The organism is Rhizobium sp. L43 (genome assembly GCF_002531725.1).
GTDB lineage: Bacteria > Pseudomonadota > Alphaproteobacteria > Rhizobiales > Rhizobiaceae > Rhizobium.
Window position 1 is genome coordinate 13571 of record NZ_NWSQ01000001.1, and the last position, 14908, is coordinate 28478.

General features: G+C 62.1%; 18 protein-coding genes. 10 read left to right on the top strand and 8 right to left on the bottom strand.

Translation table 11 applies throughout. The features are described from left to right. Positions 1-57: 57 nt before the first annotated feature. The 5 genes from CO667_RS00050 to CO667_RS00070 all read left to right on the top strand — a co-directional run bounded on the left by CO667_RS00050 (position 58) and on the right by CO667_RS00070 (position 4363). The gene (locus CO667_RS00050; RefSeq protein WP_097616343.1) at positions 58-1035 is read left to right on the top strand and encodes an ABC transporter permease; all 978 of its coding nucleotides are present in this window, start codon (positions 58-60) and stop codon (positions 1033-1035) included. A 1-nt stretch (position 1036) separates the two neighbouring features. Then, entirely contained in the window at positions 1037-1915 is an 879-nt protein-coding gene (locus tag CO667_RS00055; RefSeq protein ID WP_097616344.1) for an ABC transporter permease, read from the top strand. Then, complete coding sequence (locus CO667_RS00060; RefSeq protein ID WP_097616345.1) at positions 1912-2715, top strand: ABC transporter ATP-binding protein; 804 nt, start codon at positions 1912-1914, stop codon at positions 2713-2715. The genes CO667_RS00055 and CO667_RS00060 overlap by 4 nt, the downstream gene beginning before the upstream one ends. Further along, complete coding sequence (locus tag CO667_RS00065; protein ID WP_097616346.1) at positions 2712-3611, top strand: ATP-binding cassette domain-containing protein; 900 nt, start codon at positions 2712-2714, stop codon at positions 3609-3611. The genes CO667_RS00060 and CO667_RS00065 overlap by 4 nt, the downstream gene beginning before the upstream one ends. Positions 3612-3682: 71 nt before the next feature. After that, positions 3683-4363, top strand: a complete 681-nt coding sequence (locus CO667_RS00070) for a hypothetical protein (RefSeq protein WP_097616347.1) — start codon at positions 3683-3685, stop codon at positions 4361-4363. Between the two features lie 6 nt (positions 4364-4369). Here CO667_RS00070 and CO667_RS00075 read toward each other — a convergent pair whose 3' ends face one another. After that, positions 4370-5164 carry an aldolase/citrate lyase family protein gene (locus CO667_RS00075; RefSeq protein WP_097616348.1) on the bottom strand — a complete coding sequence of 265 codons (795 nt, stop codon included), beginning with the start codon at positions 5162-5164 and terminating at the stop codon, positions 4370-4372. Between the two features lie 45 nt (positions 5165-5209). Beyond that, positions 5210-5413, bottom strand: a complete 204-nt coding sequence (locus CO667_RS35705) for a hypothetical protein (protein ID WP_097616349.1) — start codon at positions 5411-5413, stop codon at positions 5210-5212. Positions 5414-5994: 581 nt separating this feature from the next. Between CO667_RS35705 and CO667_RS00090 the strand changes: the two genes are divergently transcribed. Continuing rightward, complete coding sequence (locus CO667_RS00090) at positions 5995-6927, top strand: hypothetical protein (RefSeq protein ID WP_097616351.1); 933 nt, start codon at positions 5995-5997, stop codon at positions 6925-6927. A gap of 126 nt (positions 6928-7053) precedes the next feature. Here CO667_RS00090 and CO667_RS00095 read toward each other — a convergent pair whose 3' ends face one another. After that, on the bottom strand, positions 7054-7959 hold the full coding sequence (locus CO667_RS00095) for a LysR family transcriptional regulator (RefSeq protein ID WP_097616352.1): 906 nt from the start codon (positions 7957-7959) through the stop codon (positions 7054-7056). Positions 7960-8054: 95 nt separating this feature from the next. Between CO667_RS00095 and betC the strand changes: the two genes are divergently transcribed. Continuing rightward, positions 8055-9569 carry a choline-sulfatase gene (gene betC / locus CO667_RS00100; protein ID WP_097616353.1) on the top strand — a complete coding sequence of 505 codons (1515 nt, stop codon included), beginning with the start codon at positions 8055-8057 and terminating at the stop codon, positions 9567-9569. An 11-nt stretch (positions 9570-9580) separates the two neighbouring features. Here the strand turns inward: betC and CO667_RS00105 are convergent, their stop codons facing one another. Together CO667_RS00105 and CO667_RS00110 are read right to left on the bottom strand one after the other, a co-directional pair. Further along, positions 9581-10441, bottom strand: coding sequence for a TIM barrel protein (locus tag CO667_RS00105; RefSeq protein WP_097616354.1), 861 nt, complete (start codon positions 10439-10441; stop codon positions 9581-9583). Between the two features lie 65 nt (positions 10442-10506). Next, positions 10507-11877, bottom strand: a complete 1371-nt coding sequence (locus CO667_RS00110) for an amidase (RefSeq protein WP_097616355.1) — start codon at positions 11875-11877, stop codon at positions 10507-10509. 275 nt (positions 11878-12152) lie between these two features. Between CO667_RS00110 and CO667_RS00115 the strand changes: the two genes are divergently transcribed. Together CO667_RS00115 and CO667_RS00120 are read left to right on the top strand one after the other, a co-directional pair. Continuing rightward, positions 12153-12431 carry a hypothetical protein gene (locus CO667_RS00115; protein WP_179874044.1) on the top strand — a complete coding sequence of 93 codons (279 nt, stop codon included), beginning with the start codon at positions 12153-12155 and terminating at the stop codon, positions 12429-12431. A 114-nt stretch (positions 12432-12545) separates the two neighbouring features. Next, on the top strand, positions 12546-12980 hold the full coding sequence (locus CO667_RS00120; RefSeq protein WP_097616357.1) for a DUF1810 domain-containing protein: 435 nt from the start codon (positions 12546-12548) through the stop codon (positions 12978-12980). On the opposite strand, the gene CO667_RS00125 is transcribed toward CO667_RS00120, so the two are convergent. Next, positions 12977-13165, bottom strand: coding sequence for a hypothetical protein (locus tag CO667_RS00125; protein ID WP_097616358.1), 189 nt, complete (start codon positions 13163-13165; stop codon positions 12977-12979). The genes CO667_RS00120 and CO667_RS00125 overlap by 4 nt on opposite strands. Before the next feature lie 72 nt (positions 13166-13237). Beyond that, entirely contained in the window at positions 13238-13861 is a 624-nt protein-coding gene (locus CO667_RS00130) for a TetR/AcrR family transcriptional regulator (protein WP_097616359.1), read from the bottom strand. A gap of 126 nt (positions 13862-13987) precedes the next feature. On the opposite strand from CO667_RS00130, the gene CO667_RS00135 reads away from it, so the two are divergent. After that, a complete protein-coding gene (locus tag CO667_RS00135) occupies positions 13988-14203 on the top strand; it encodes a hypothetical protein (RefSeq protein ID WP_097616360.1) in 216 nt (71 codons plus the stop codon). A gap of 120 nt (positions 14204-14323) precedes the next feature. On the opposite strand, the gene CO667_RS00140 is transcribed toward CO667_RS00135, so the two are convergent. Next, positions 14324-14851: a winged helix DNA-binding protein gene (locus CO667_RS00140; RefSeq protein ID WP_097616361.1), complete on the bottom strand. Its 528-nt coding sequence runs from the start codon at positions 14849-14851 to the stop codon at positions 14324-14326. Positions 14852-14908 lie beyond the last annotated feature (57 nt).

Here is a 14908-nt window from a genome sequence, read left to right on the forward strand (position 1 = left end):
TCATGATTTCGGGAGTGGCGTTGAAGAAAGCGCCGCTCCCGTCAGGACGGAGTTCCCATGGCTTTCCTGCTTCGCCGCCTCGTCTTCTACATGGCAGCCTTCATCGCGGCAGCGACGATCAATTTCTTCCTGCCCCGGCTGATGCCGGGCGATCCCGTGCAGATCATGTTTTCGAGCGCCGGCACCGAATTGCCGCCGGAAAGCCTGCAGGCGCTGAAGCTCACCTTCGGCTTCGTCGACGGTCCGCTCTGGCAGCAGTACCTCACCTATCTCGGCAGCATCTTCACCGGCGATCTCGGCCGCTCGATCAAGTATTTCCCTCTGCCGGTGACGTCGGTGCTCGGCCATGCCCTCGTCTGGACCGTCGCCCTGATGGGCACGGCGACGATCGTCAGCTTCGCGCTCGGCACCTTCCTCGGCATCGTCGCCGCTTGGCGGCGCGGCAGCCGGTTCGATGTGATCGTCTCCGTCGGCGCGATCTTTGCGACCTCGGTGCCGGCGGTCGTCACCTCGCTGATCGTGCTCTTCATTTTCGGCTTCACGCTCGGCTGGTTTCCGAACGGTTATGCCGCCGACCCAGCGCTCGATCCGGCCTTCAGCCTGCGATATATCGGCAGCGTCGCCTATCATGGCATCCTGCCGATGGTGACGCTGTGCACCGTGCTGATCGGTGGCTTCACCGTCACCATGCGCAACAACATGATCAACCTGCTCGGCGATGACTATATCGTCATGGCCCGCGCCAAGGGCCTGTCCGACCGGCATGTGATGCTGTGGTACGCGGCCCGCAACGCCCTGCTGCCGACCGTCTCCAGCCTTGCCATCGCCATCGGCACCATCCTCGGCGGCTCGCTGGTCACCGAGGTCGTCTACAACTATCCCGGCCTCGGCAACATTCTCTACCAGGCGATCCTCGCCCGCGATTATCCCGTCATCCAGGGCCAGCTCCTGATCATGACCGCAACCATGTTGATCGCCAATTTCATCGTCGACGTCAGTTATATCTTGCTCGATCCCAGGCTGAAGGGAGCGTGAGATGAAAACCCTGCTTCGCAACCGCAAGGCGCTCACCGGCCTCGCCATCATCGCCGTCATCATCATCGTCGCGATCGCAGCACCGCTGCTGACGCAGTACGATCCCGCCGCCCGCACCGGGCGGCCGCACCAAGCGCCGTCGCTCGACCATATTCTCGGCACCACCCGCATCGGCCAGGATGTTTTCGCCCGGCTGATCTACGGCGCCCGCACCTCGCTCGCCGTCGGCTTCGGCGCCGGCCTGCTGATCACCCTTGTCGGCACCGCGCTCGGCATCATCTCCGGCTATCGCGGCGGCAAGACCGACGAGATCATCAGCTTCTTCACCAACATGGTGCTGGTCGTTCCGAACCTGCCGCTGCTCCTGGTGCTTGCAGCCTTCATCGGCCAGGCAAGCCCGGTCGTCATCGCCCTCATCCTCGGCGCCACCTCCTGGGCTTGGGGCGCTCGCGTCACCCGCGCCGAGACGCTCTCCGTCAAACAGAAGGATTTCGTCAAATCCGCCGAGATGATGGGCGAGCCGCAATGGCGCATCATGACATTCGAGATCTTTCCCAACGTGATCTCCATCGTCGGCATCAATTTCATCGGCAGCGTCATCTTCGCAATCATCACCGAGGCGACGCTCGAATTCCTCGGCCTCGGCGATCCCCGAGCAATCTCCTGGGGCACCATGCTCTACAATGCGCAGAAGGCCTCGGCCCTTTCGGTCGGCGCCTGGTGGGATATTCTCACCCCCTGCTTTGCGCTCGCCTTCCTCGGCATCGGCATGTCATTGCTGAACTTCGCCGTCGACGAAATCGCCAACCCGCGGCTGCGCACCGGCAATCATCTGAAGCGCTGGTCCCTGCTCGTCCGTTCCGGGGAGGGCCGCCTGTGACGCAACCGTTGCTTTCGGTGAGAAACCTCACCATCGACTATATCGGCGAGGAGAAGGATTTTCGCGCCGTCGACGATGTCAGCTTCGATGTCGCGCCCGGCGAGGTCTTCGGCCTTGCCGGCGAATCCGGCTGCGGCAAGAGCACCATCGCCTTTGCCATCAGCCGCCTGCACAAGCCGCCGGCGCTGATCCGCAAGGAGAGCCGCATCCTGCTCGACGGCCGCGACGTGCTCGGCCTCGACCGGCAGGCGCTCGCCGCCTTCCGCTGGCGCGAGGTCGCCATGGTCTTCCAGAGCGCCATGAACTCGCTGAACCCGGTGCTGCGCATCGAGGCGCAATTCCACGACATGCTACGAACCCATAAGGGCATGAGCCGTGCCGAAGCCCGCGAGCGCACCGCCGAGATGCTGACGCTCGTTGACATCGCGCCGGACCGCATGCGCGACTATCCGCACCAGTTTTCCGGCGGCATGCGCCAGCGCATCGTCATCGCCATCTGCATGGCGCTCGATCCGAAGCTGGTCGTCATGGACGAGCCGACGACGGCGCTCGACGTCGTCGTCCAGCGCGAAATCCTGCAGCGCATCAACGAATTGCGCCGCAGCTTCGGCTTTTCCGTGCTGTTCATCACCCATGATCTCGGGCTGATGGTGCAGTTCTGCGACCGCATCGGCATCATGCTCGCCGGCCGGCTAGTGGAGCAGAATTCAGCCGAGGCGATCTACAGGACGCCTGAGCACGATTACACCAAGAAGCTCTGGGCCTCCTTCCCCTCGCTGCATGGAGGCGTGCTGCTATGAGTGATGCCATCCTCGCCCTCGACACAGTGACCAAGACCTTCGGCCACGGTTCCGGGGCCGTGCATGCGGCGCGCGCCATCTCCTTCTCCCTGCATGCCGGCCGGGCGCTGGCCCTCGTCGGCGAATCCGGCAGCGGCAAGACCACTTGCGCCCGCATGGCAATGCGCGAATATCTGCCGACATCGGGCCGGATCCTCTACAAGGGGCGCCCTGTGGAAGGGGCCAAGGCGGATGAGATCGCCCGCTACCGCCGCTCGGTGCAGATGATCTTCCAGGACCCCTTCGCCTCGCTCAACCCCGCCCATACCATCGCCCATCATCTCCGCCGGCCGCTGAAGCTGCATCGCCCTGACATCAAGGGAACCGAGATCGACGCGACGGTCCGCGAACTGCTGCAGCGCGTCAGGCTCGATCCCGATCTCGTCGCGCCGAAATATCCGCATGAGCTTTCCGGCGGCCAGCGCCAGCGCGTCAACATCGCCCGCGCCCTCGCCGTCAAGCCGGAGGTGATCGTGGCGGACGAACCGACCTCGATGCTCGACGTCTCGGTGCGCCTTGGCGTGCTGAACCTGTTGAACGAGATGAAGCAGGAAATGAAACTCGGACTGCTCTACATCACCCATGATATCGCCACCGCCCGTTATGTCGCCGAGGACATCGCCGTCATGTATGCCGGCCAGATCGTCGAATGGGGCAGCGTCGCCAAGGTGATCGACAATCCGCTGCATCCCTATACCAGGCTGCTGCTCTCGGCCGTGCCCGATCCCGACGTCCGATTCGAGGACCCGAAGGCCCGGCTGCGGCCCGACGAGGTGGAGGACATCCGCCGCCGTTCGGCCGCACCGCAGGACGAGATTGTCGAAGTGGAGCAGGGTCATTTCATGCGGATGATCTGAAGCCGGCTTGCTGGCCTCATCACGCGGCCTATGCTAGGGGGACGGTTCCTTTCACACGAGGCCAAGCCGTCATGCTGCCCTGGATCCAGCTCGATTCCGCGACCATTCCCGGTGAAACCGGCGAGCTCAGGCTGAAGCAGCGCGGCAGCGAGTTCTCGATCATGCTCGGCGCCAACGAACTGATGAACAGCCGCCTCAGCGGTTCGGAGGAAGCACTGGCAACCCTTTCCTGGGAACGGATCAAGGCGCATTCGAAGCCGAGGATCTTGATCGGTGGGCTCGGCATGGGTTTTACGCTGCGCGCCACCCTTGCCGTCCTGCCCGAGGATGCCGGCGTCACCGTCGCCGAACTGGTGCCGGCCGTGGTTGCCTGGGCGCGCGGGCCGATGGCGGAAGTATTCAAAGGCTGCCTCGACGATCCACGCGTCGGCATCCACCAAGGCGATGTCGGCGAGGCGATCCGCGCCGGCAAGGCTGCCTTTGACGCCATCCTGCTCGACGTCGACAACGGCCCGGATGGCCTGACCCGCAAATCCAACGACCGGCTCTATGATTTCGCCGGCCTTCGCGCCGCCCGCGACGCGCTTCGCCCCGGCGGCGTCCTCGCCGTCTGGTCATCCGGCCCTGACCCGGATTTCACCCGGCGTCTCAAGGACAGCGGCTTTTCCGCCGACGTCGTCAACACCCGCGCCAACGGCAAGCGCGGCGGCGCCCGCCACGTCATCTGGCTGGCCGTGAAGCCGGCCCGCTAAGACGGGTTAGCTGCCCGACGCGATCCTCCGGGCGGCGTTGATGGCGCGGCGGGCGCCGGAGCGCAGTTGCGTGGTCTCCGCACCGGCAATGACCAGATCGAAGCCGAATTTCAAGAGTTCGCCGGCCCGCTCGCCATCGGCGGCATAGGCGCAGGCGAATTTGCCGTGGGCGCGGCAGCGCGAAACGGCATGCTGCATGGCGCTGTCGATCTCGGCGGCGTTCGGCGCCACCTGATCGCCATTCGACAGCGCGATCGAAAGGTCGGACGGACCGACGAAGATGCCGTCGATGCCGGCAACGCCGAGGATAGCATCGATCGCCTCAAGTGCCGCCCGGGTCTCGACCATGGCGATGGCGACGGTCAGCGCGTTGGCGTTTTTCAGATAATCGTCGGCGGACAGGCCGGTGTGGTTCAGCGCCAGCGACGGTCCCCAGCTGCGCTCGCCGAGCGGCGGATATTTCGTGGTCCTGACGAAGGCTTGCGCGTCTTCGGCCGAATTGATCATCGGCGCGATGATGCCGGAGGCGCCGGCATCGAGCAGGCGCGAGGCGGAGGCGAAATCGCCGACCGGTATGCGCGCCAAGGCTGGTTTGCCGGCGAGGCGCACCTGGCCGACGGCGTTTGCTGCCGCCGGCATGTCCCACATACCGTGCTGCATATCCAGCACGACGGCGTCGAAAGCCTCCTGCGCCAGGTGGTTGGCGAGCGTGGCGTCCGGAATACCCACCCAGGCGGAGATCATGCCGCCCTGGTGGTTCCTGATCCGTGCCGCGAAACCGTCGATTTCCGCTGCGCTCATGCCATTCTCCTCAGTTCATTGGCTCGATCAGAAGGGTTCACGGCCTCATCCTCTCCGGTGTAGCCGCGAAAGGACGATCATGACCACGACTCCCAGTCCCGCCAGGATGGCTCCCCAAAGGATCCAGATCGTTTGCCTGATCATGAAGCTGGACGACGGATAGGGAAAATAGCCACTTCCCTGGCCGATCCAGATCAGTCCGAAGATGATCATAAGCACTCCGAGAACATATCCGATCATTCGCCACATGCTTCAGCCGCCTTCCCTATCGATTCGATCCCACAATGGCGACCGGCGTCATTCATGACAAGGCTTCTCCTGGGCACAAACGTCGGCGTTGAGGCGTGGTGAGCCGCAAGGCTGCTGCTAGCCACCCAGATCGGCGGGCATCCACGTGGCGCTTTTGAAATCCCGATACAGACCAGGAGAACGAGATACACCCGCCCACTTACCGAATGCCCTCTCTATTACTCATGTTGCATAGATCGCTAGCAAGCCGCGATCCAGTACGGGAGGAAGAACTCCATCGAATCTCGCAAATCCGAAGGAATCACAACTCGCTGAAATCGCTCAATTCTTTTTGAGGCAGCCTCATGCGCTTCAGCAACCCAGCCATGGTCATAGTGATTATTGCTGTACGCCCAATGAATGACTTTAGATTCGTGAAAATATCAATCACTATGAGCCGCGTACAATCCCAACTAACGAGTCCAAGGCCGAACCATATTGCTTGGATTTTCTTTAGTCTCTGATGATGTTGCACGCGAATTCTGCTGGGTAGAGCACGCCGGACATTGCCGTGCTGGAGTTTCGATGAAAAAGGTGGCGCCATGACCCATATTGCACTTCGCTCCCTAGCCAAGGGACTGGGTTCCTTTGTCCTTCCGCAACTGCGAAATACGCACGTGGAAGGGGGCACTGCTTCTGCGCGCCACTGTTATGACCTTTTCTTTCGCCACTACGGTCACCTAGCGCCTTGGCTGAACGGCAAAAGACCTGAAGTATTGGTCGAGGTCGGCCCCGGAAGTTCGCTTGGCGTTGGGCTTGCCGCACTGCTTGCGGGCGTCGACACGTACATCGGGCTGGATTTGCAAGACCACCGGAGCATCGAGCACGATCTTGAAGTCCTGAACGGTTTGATTGAACTCTTCGGCGAGCGGGCCGCATTTTGGGATAACACCGTATCGGGCGACATCTTTTTTCCGCCGTCACCGACAAACTTCGCCTGGGATCGGATAGATGGGATCGTGCAACAGCGCCTCAGTGCGGAGGCAATCGACGCGCTGAAGGCGGACCTCGTGAATGGCAGCGAACGATTAAAGTTCGTCGCACCATGGACCGATTTCAACGTACTGCAGGCGGGTGTGGCTGACTGGCTGATGACGCATTCAGTCATGGAGCACGTGGACAACCTCGTTGATACCTATATCGCTATTGCCCGGTGGCTGAAGCCAGGAGGGTTTGCGACGCACCTGATCGACTTCCAATCTCACGGCCTGTCAAGCGACTGGAATGGGCACTGGATTTTGAGCGCGCCCACGTGGACGATGATGCGTGGACGACGACCCTACCTGATAAATCGGAAGTGGCGCAGCCATCACATCAATCTGATGCAGGAGAGCGGCTTCGAAATCCTTGCGGAACTCCAGTACATCCGTACGGACGGACTAGGACGGAAGGAATTTCGAACGCCGTTCACGTCAATGCCAAATGGTGACGAAAAAGTTGCGATGAGTTTCTTTGTGACGAGAAAAATCGGCTAAGAGTCGGACTCGAAAAGGCTTCAACTATAGCCATATCTTGCGAGGCGTCTGGTGAGCATGCGGATTGGCGATGGTTATCCGGGATAACCGCCGTCAGAGCCTTTCCGTCATGCGGCGCGGCTCGAGCTAGCCGACCTTCCCCGCCTCGTTCATCAGCCAGGTGCTGAGCTTCTCGCTGTGGGCGCTTGCCGATCGCGGCGGCACCAGCCAGTAGCCGCGGTCCTGTGCTTCCAGCGGCGGGCCGGCCTCGACAAGCATGCGCGCGGAGAGTAGCGTATCGACGAGCCCCATCCAGCCGATCGCCACGCCCTGGGCGCTCAGCGCAGCCTGAACGACCAGCGAATATGTGTTGAAGCTGATATCCCCGCGGCCGGCATTGATGTCGCGCAGGACGGAAAATTCGGTCAAATAGCTGCGCCAGTCGAACCAGGGCGATGGCATCGGCGTGTCGAGATGGATCAGAACCGCCTTGGCAAGCTGCCCCGGATCGTCGAACGGGCCGTTGCGATCGAGAAATCCCCGCGTGCAGACGGGCACGACCTTTTCCCGCAGCAGCAGCGTACCGATTGCGCCGAATTCCGCCCGCGTGCCGAAAACGACCGCGACATCGGCCTCGTCGCGAAAACCGGCGGCAAACCTCTGCGTCGCGACGATCTGTATATCCGTTTCCGGATGAAGAAGACGAAAGCCATCCATGCGCGGGATCAGCCAAAGCGATGAGAAGGCATAGTCGGTTCTGAGCCGGACGACCGGCCGTTGGGCTTCGGCGCTGAACCTGCGTGCGAGCGCATCGATGTCAGCGACCGACTTGGCGGCGACCTCAAGAAGCCGCTCGCCTTCGGCGGTCAGCGCCACGCCGCGGTGCTGGCGGCGCAGCAGGCTGACGCCGAACTGCTCCTCCAGCCGGCGGATCTGGTAGCTGACGGCGGGCTGGGTCAGCCCAAGCAGCGTTGCGGCTGCCGAAAAACTCCCGAGTCTTGCGACTTCGACGAAGATGCGCATCCATGCAAGCTCGATCGGGTGGTCTGGCATAAAAATTCCTTTAGGCACCCATCGAAAAAAGCTGTCTTTACAGCCGCAATAATAGGCGTTTCAATAAAATCTTCAAATAGCATAGGAGGAACCGGATGGCGCGCCCGAATATTCTCATTCTGATGGTGGATCAGTTGAACGGGACCTTCTTTCCCGATGGGCCGGCCGATTTCCTGCATGCGCCGCATCTGAAATCCTTGGCGGAGCGTTCCGTGCGTTTTGCCAACACCTATACCGCAAGTCCGCTCTGCGCACCGGCGCGAGCCTCCTTCATGTCCGGACAATTGCCGAGCCGGACGCGCGTCTACGACAATGCGGCGGAATTCGCCTCCGACATCCCGACCTATGCGCATCATCTGCGTGCGAGCGGATACCAGACGGCGCTATCGGGCAAGATGCATTTCGTCGGCCCCGACCAGCTGCATGGTTTCGAGGAACGGCTGACGACCGACATCTACCCCGCCGATTTCGGCTGGACGCCCGACTATACCAAGCCCGGCGAGCGCATCGACTGGTGGTACCACAACCTCGGTTCGGTCACCGGCGCCGGCATTGCCGAGATCACCAACCAGATGGAATATGACGACGAGGTCGCCTACCACGCCACCCGCAAGCTGTTCGATCTGTCACGCGGCCATGACGAACGCCCCTGGTGCCTGACGGTCAGCTTCACCCATCCTCACGACCCCTATGTGGCGCGCCGCAAATTCTGGGACCTCTATGAGGACTGCCCGGCGCTTGACCCGGCGGTTGCGCCGATCGCCTATGATCGGCAGGATCCGCATTCGCAGCGGCTGATGAAAGCCTGCGACCACGACGCTTTCGACATCAGCGATGAGCAGATCAGGCGGGCAAGGCGGGGCTACTTCGCCAATATCTCCTATGTCGACGACAAGATCGGTGACATTCTCGGCGTTCTGGAACGGACCCGCATGGCCGATAACACGATCATCCTCTTCGTTTCCGACCATGGCGACATGCTCGGCGAGCGCGGCCTCTGGTTCAAGATGAACTTCTTCGAAGGATCGGCGCGCGTTCCGCTGATGATGTCGGTGCCCGGCTGGACGCCCAAACGCATCGATCAGCCGGTCTCCACGCTCGACGTGACGCCGACGCTGGCGGGTCTTGCCGGCATCGATATCGCCTCGTTGAAACCATGGACCGAGGGCGAGGATCTCGCGGCCCTTGCCGTGGGCGCCGGCAGCCGCAGCCCGGTGCCGATGGAATATGCCGCGGAGGGTTCGGAAGCGCCGCTCGTCTGCATTAGGGACGGACGCTACAAGCTCTCGCTCTGCGAGAAGGATCCGCCGATGCTGTTCGATCTCGAGGCCGATCCCCGGGAGCTCGACAATCTGGCGGGAAAGCCGGCGCACGCCGCCACCTTGGCAAGGCTTACCGAGCAGGCCGACCGGCGCTGGAACCTTGCCGATTTCGACGCCGCCGTGCGCGAAAGCCAGGCGCGCCGCTGGGTGGTCTACGCAGCGCTGCGCAACGGCGCCTATTATCCCTGGGACCATCAGCCGCTGCAGAAAGCCTCGGAGCGCTATATGCGCAACCACATGGATCTGAACGTGCTGGAGGAAAGCCAGAGGTTTCCGCGCCAGGAATAAAGGCAAGCAGATCAAGCGGTCCTGCGCGCCGGCGCCTCGCGAAGGAATTCCTCGATGAAGGCCTTTTGCAGCAGGATGCCGTCCCACTCGTCGGGGAAGAAGGGCGAGTCGTAGATCAGTGTGAAGGGGCCGGCATAAGCGGCCCGCTCGCACATCTCCAGGCACTTGCGGTAATCGTCGGCATCAAGGCCGGTTGTGCCGTAATCGGCCTTGGCATGGCAGATTTCCGCCCGGCGCATGATGTCGGCCAGACCCTCGTATTTCGCCGGCGCCGCCCAGTTGCCGAGGTCGCCGTTGAGGCCGACCTTGCCGTCCAGCCGGTCGAGCAGCCAGTTCATCTCGACCGGCGACGGCAAGAGGTCGAACCAGTTCTCGACAACGACGCGCACACCGCTGCCTTCCGCTTGTTCACCCAGCCATCGGAGGTGACCGGCGGCGCGGGTCAGGTTTTCCTCGGTCGGCCTCTGCTTGCCGGCGATAACACGCATCCTCTCTGCCCCGAGGGCAGCGGCGATATCGATCCACTCGGCCATCCATCTGACGTCGCGGTCGGCCGTTTCTGGATGGCTCGGATCGCCGTCCTCGACGAGCAGCGTCTGAAACAGCACGTTCGACGCCGCCATCGCATCGCTGAGTTCATGGAGGTAGGCGGCATCCAGGCGCGGCAAATGGAACGAACAGATCTCCAGCCGATGGATGCCGCGTGCGGCGAGCGCCGCCGGCATATCGATCAGCGCCGCAGCACCGGGGCCATAGGGCTCTTTCGGCGCGGCACTTTTATCAGGATCGGGGCTATAGCCATAAACGGCGCCGAGCAGCCGATGCAGCGACCATGTCGAAACCGCGAAACGTCCGTTTTGCATGATCTGCACGTGCCGTCCTCCAGCATCTCCTCATGCCATCAATGGCAATAAAAGCCCGGCGGTTCAATCGCCGATCAGACGAAATCGCCGCGAATGACCGGCTCGGCGGCCACGGCCGTCCCGAGCAGCGCCTCATCGCGACGGGCGGTCGCCGAAAGCAGGAGCCCGACCGGCATGCCTGATACGCCGGTGCCGCAGGGAATGGAAACGCCGCACCAGTCGAGGAAATTGCCGAGCGCGGTATTGCGCAGCGTCTTGTTATTCGTCGCAAAGAACAGCTCGTCGTCCTGCTCCAGCGGTCCGATCGGTGGCGCGACATGAGCAACCGTGGGAAAAGCGATCAGCCGGGCGCCGACGAGACGCTCGACATCGGCGATCAACCGGCTGCGCGCCTCGAGGATTCTGAGGTAATCAGGCAGCGTCGTCTTGGCGCCCAGGCGTGTGCGCATGACGACCCGGCGGTCCATCCTGTCCGCGGCCGGTCCCGCCAAGCGTTCATGGTGAAGCGCGAAAGCCTCCGCCGTCACCAGCGGACCATATCTCGTCATCAGATCGAAAATCTCGTCGAAGGCCGGAATGACGGCACGGGAAACCTGGGCGCCGGCCAGTTGAAGACGGTCCAAAGCTGCCTCGAACGCGGCGACGACGCCGGGTTCGGCGCCGTCGAAGACGACGTTTTCGGGCACGAGGAGTTCCAGCCCTTGCAAGGGGCGTTCAATGACCGCGGGCGCCGTCAATCCGCGCATCGCCGCATCGATCCAGACCGCGTCCCTGACGCTGCGGCAGAGCGGCCCCAGCGAATCCAGGCTCTTTGCCAGCGGATAGACGCCTGCCATCGCATGACGGCCATGCGTCGCCTTGTAGCCGACGATACCGTTGAAGGCGGCGGGAATGCGCACCGAGCCGCCGGTATCCGTGCCCATGGCGACCGGCACCAGCCCGGCTGCAACGGCAACACCGGCACCGGAGGACGAACCGCCAGGAATACGCGGGAGATCGGTGCCGCGCGGATTGACCGGCGTGCCGTAATGCGGATTGACGCCGAGGCCGGAGAAGGCGAATTCGCTCATATTGGTGCGGCCGACGGCGACCATGCCCGCCTGCCGGAGGAGACCGACGACGGCCGCATCTTGGCTGGCCGGCGCATCCCCGGCGAGGACGACCGAACCCGCCGTCGTCGCCAGACCTTCGATATCGAAAAGATCCTTCCAGGCAATGGGAATACCATCCAGCAATCCGAGCGAGCGTCCTTCCCGCAAACGCTTCGAGGCGGCGCGCGCCTCCTCCATCGCCCGGCTTTCCAGCAGCGTGGTGAAGACGGCCTTGTCGGCATGGCTCGCGATGGATTCGAAGACCGCCTCAGCCACGTCGACCGGATCGGCCGCGCCGCCTTGAATGAGGACGGAAAGCTGGGCGATCGACATCGCACCGAAGGATTTGTTCATGAGACGATCCCGACGAAAGATGATGCTCTCGATTATCCCGGATCATTCCGGCGAGCCAGAGCTTCACGATATTTTGCATTTATTAGAACGATTTTTTGAACACTGAGTTTGCATATCGCCCCTTCAATTGCCGCGATTAAAGACACACATGCTGCACGCATGCGGGAGTCGGTTCGCCATGAGGGTTGAGAGTCTATTCTTGAGAGACCGGCATCGCATGCGTTGCAGGAGTAATTGAGATGACAGATTGTGAAACTTTGACCCGTCGCCAGGATATGGTGACCTTTCATGTGAAAGAGGACGAAACCGCTGGCGTGGGCGAGCGCGACTATGTCGAACATGTCAGCGCCCAGAAACTTTCGGGCTTCGAGCGCGTTGTCGTGGTCGCAGCCCTGGCTCTCTTGAGCTTTGTCGGTTTCGCCGCATATTCTTCCAACGAGACGGATCCGGTGACGACATCGGCCATTGCCGCCACATCAGGCGACAGTGCGCCGCACCATCAGCCTTACGGCCATTGCCGTGAGAGCAGCCCTTATGCTGAAAGGGTTTGCTGAGGGCCGGCCCGGGCGAACCTAGCGCCCCTGGCCAAACCAGTTTGCCGGGCAAAAACAGTTTGCCGGGCATGGTGACCTTGGCCCAGGCTGCATTGACAGCGAAAGGGAGGGACCATGGCCGGTGATATCGATTATAATCTCGACCGCTTTGTCGATGCCCAGAACGGCATCTATGAAAGGGCGCTCTCCGAGCTGAAAGCCGGGCGCAAGACCTCCCACTGGATGTGGTTCATCTTCCCGCAGATATCAGGTCTCGGCACGTCGTCGATGGCGGAAAAATATGCGATCCGCTCGGCCGAAGAAGCCACCGCCTATCTCGCCGATCCCATTCTCTCCAGCCGGCTGCTGCGCTGCGTCGAGGCGATCCTATCGGTCCACGGCCGTTCAGCGCATGAGATCCTGGGCTCGCCCGACGACCTCAAGCTGCGCTCGTCGATGACCTTGTTTGCGGCGATCAGCGATCACGGCTCGCCCTTCCATCAGGTGATCGAACATTTTTACCAGGGAAAATTCGACGAACGGACGATGGAGATCCTTGGCGCGGATTAACGCCCCGGGCTGCTTTCCAGTGCGGCAATTTCGTCGGCGATTTCGCTCAGCCGCTGACGCAGATCGCTGTCGGTACCGTCATCGACCTCTTCCTCGCCGAAACAATAGCGCGCATCGTGAAGCTCCAGCTTGGCTTCGAGCTCGGCGCGTTTGGCATACAGGTGCTTGAGATAGACGTAATTCATCTCCCGGTCTCCAATCGCCGTCCGGTGATGGAAAAACGATATGGAAACGGTAAGGTTCCGCGAAAGGCCGATTCAGGCGAAAGAGGCGATCGCGGCGTTGCAGGCCTTGGCGAAATGACCGCAGCAGCTGGCAGTGCCCATGGCCTGGCGAGTGACGCGCGCACCTTCGAGCAGCAGCGTCAACGTATCGGCAAGAAGCTGGGGTTCGCGCGCGCCGGCCGCCGAACAGAGTGCGGCCAGGCGATCCCGCTGTTCGGCCTTGTGCCGCTCGATCATTTCGTGGGCGGGATGGCCCTCACCCTTCAGCTCGATGGCAGCATTGGCGAGATCGCAGCCGGCGGGCTCGCCGTTCAGACATTGCGCCCGCGTCTCCACCCAGGCGTAAAGCTGGGCGCGCGGATTGCCGGGATAGGTCGTCTCCAGATCGCGCCAGATGGCACCGGCCTTTTCGGAGGCGCGGCGCAGCGTCTCGCAGACCAGCTCGTCCTTCGAGCCGAAATGCCGGTAGAGCGTCATCTTGTTGGTCAGCGCCGCGTCGGCGATGGCATCGACGCCGATGCCACGGATGCCGCGCTCGCGGAAAAGCTCCGATGCGGTCGAGACGATACGCTCCCTGGGCGGGATGCGATCTTCGGAAACGACTACGGAGATTTCACTCGAAGTTTCTGATTTTTTTGCGGACGTAGTCCTTGACATCAATGTGACCGATCGGTAACAAATGCATTGTTACTTACCGGTAACACCACAAAACGCGAAAGTCAATGTTGAAGCATGGCGGCGAAAAGTGGAACACGGGCGACCGCCCACGAAAGGAGGACAACCATGAGAAAGACCAGAGACGACCTGACCATATCCGAAGCTCTTCGCGACCCCCTGATCGCCATGGTGTTGCGCGCCGACGGCGTGAAGCTTGAAGACTTCAAGCAACTCCTGGAGACGGCCGCGGGCAAACGCGAACCGCGCCCGACATCGGTGGGCAACATGATCGGAGCGCTCGCAAGCCGCGCCAATCTGCCGGCCATGCCCTGCTTCGGCTGAACAAGCCGTTCTAAATTAAAGAGTTAGAGCATGATGGTCATCCGAAAACCGCTCACACTTTTCGGCATCATGCTCTGAAAATTTCGGGGGATCTCTCCCTGCCCCCGTCAAGGGCTGTCGTCAGAAAGAGGCGGCGGCCCTTGCCGCTTGATCGTAGTGGCCGGAAAGCGCCCGCAGCGTCGCGGCCACCGCCGATGTCGCGGCAGGATCGAGACCCAGCCCCTTGACCGATTCCACCAGCAGCGCTTCGCGCACCGCCCGGTATTTCAGGCAGATTTCAACGCCCTTTTGACTGGCGGCGATCAGTTTCTCTTTACCCGCCCGCGTGCTCGTCACCAGGCCGCGCTTTTCCAGCTTCTTGATCGCATAAATCACCAGATGCGTGTCCTCGACGCCGAGCACGCTGCAGAGATCGCCGAGCCGCTTCGGCCGCTGCCTATGCGCCACCGAATGCAGCACCAAGACGTCGATCGCCGCGCATCCGGGCTCGCCCGCCGCCGTCATGCAGCGGACCATCCAGCGGTCGAAGGCGTTGCCGGCGAGGATGAGGCCGAATTCCAGCTCCGAAAGGGCCGGAAGCGCGCCATCGGCCAGATGGGCTGAAGAGACGATCGGCCCGATTTCCTGTCGTCCGCGTCCATCCGCCATACCCATGCCTCCATGATCCCGGCAGACGTTGACATTTTATCGATAAATCGTCAATAA

Excerpts from the sequence above, each read along its gene's own strand:
- CO667_RS35705 (WP_097616349.1), bottom strand. The coding sequence starts at position 5,413 with ATGTGGCGAATGATCGGATATGTTCTCGGAGTGCTTATGATCATCTTC.
- CO667_RS00070 (WP_097616347.1), top strand. The coding sequence starts at position 3,683 with ATGCTGCCCTGGATCCAGCTCGATTCCGCGACCATTCCCGGTGAAACC.
- CO667_RS00095 (WP_097616352.1), bottom strand. The coding sequence starts at position 7,959 with ATGCCAGACCACCCGATCGAGCTTGCATGGATGCGCATCTTCGTCGAA.
- CO667_RS00120 (WP_097616357.1), top strand. The coding sequence starts at position 12,546 with ATGGCCGGTGATATCGATTATAATCTCGACCGCTTTGTCGATGCCCAG.
- CO667_RS00135 (WP_097616360.1), top strand. The coding sequence starts at position 13,988 with ATGAGAAAGACCAGAGACGACCTGACCATATCCGAAGCTCTTCGCGAC.
- CO667_RS00050 (WP_097616343.1), top strand. The coding sequence starts at position 58 with ATGGCTTTCCTGCTTCGCCGCCTCGTCTTCTACATGGCAGCCTTCATC.
- CO667_RS00130 (WP_097616359.1), bottom strand. The coding sequence starts at position 13,861 with ATGTCAAGGACTACGTCCGCAAAAAAATCAGAAACTTCGAGTGAAATC.
- CO667_RS00110 (WP_097616355.1), bottom strand. The coding sequence starts at position 11,877 with ATGAACAAATCCTTCGGTGCGATGTCGATCGCCCAGCTTTCCGTCCTC.
- CO667_RS00115 (WP_179874044.1), top strand. The coding sequence starts at position 12,153 with ATGGTGACCTTTCATGTGAAAGAGGACGAAACCGCTGGCGTGGGCGAG.
- CO667_RS00065 (WP_097616346.1), top strand. The coding sequence starts at position 2,712 with ATGAGTGATGCCATCCTCGCCCTCGACACAGTGACCAAGACCTTCGGC.
- CO667_RS00090 (WP_097616351.1), top strand. The coding sequence starts at position 5,995 with ATGACCCATATTGCACTTCGCTCCCTAGCCAAGGGACTGGGTTCCTTT.
- betC (WP_097616353.1), top strand. The coding sequence starts at position 8,055 with ATGGCGCGCCCGAATATTCTCATTCTGATGGTGGATCAGTTGAACGGG.
- CO667_RS00075 (WP_097616348.1), bottom strand. The coding sequence starts at position 5,164 with ATGAGCGCAGCGGAAATCGACGGTTTCGCGGCACGGATCAGGAACCAC.
- CO667_RS00125 (WP_097616358.1), bottom strand. The coding sequence starts at position 13,165 with ATGAATTACGTCTATCTCAAGCACCTGTATGCCAAACGCGCCGAGCTC.
- CO667_RS00055 (WP_097616344.1), top strand. The coding sequence starts at position 1,037 with ATGAAAACCCTGCTTCGCAACCGCAAGGCGCTCACCGGCCTCGCCATC.
- CO667_RS00140 (WP_097616361.1), bottom strand. The coding sequence starts at position 14,851 with ATGGCGGATGGACGCGGACGACAGGAAATCGGGCCGATCGTCTCTTCA.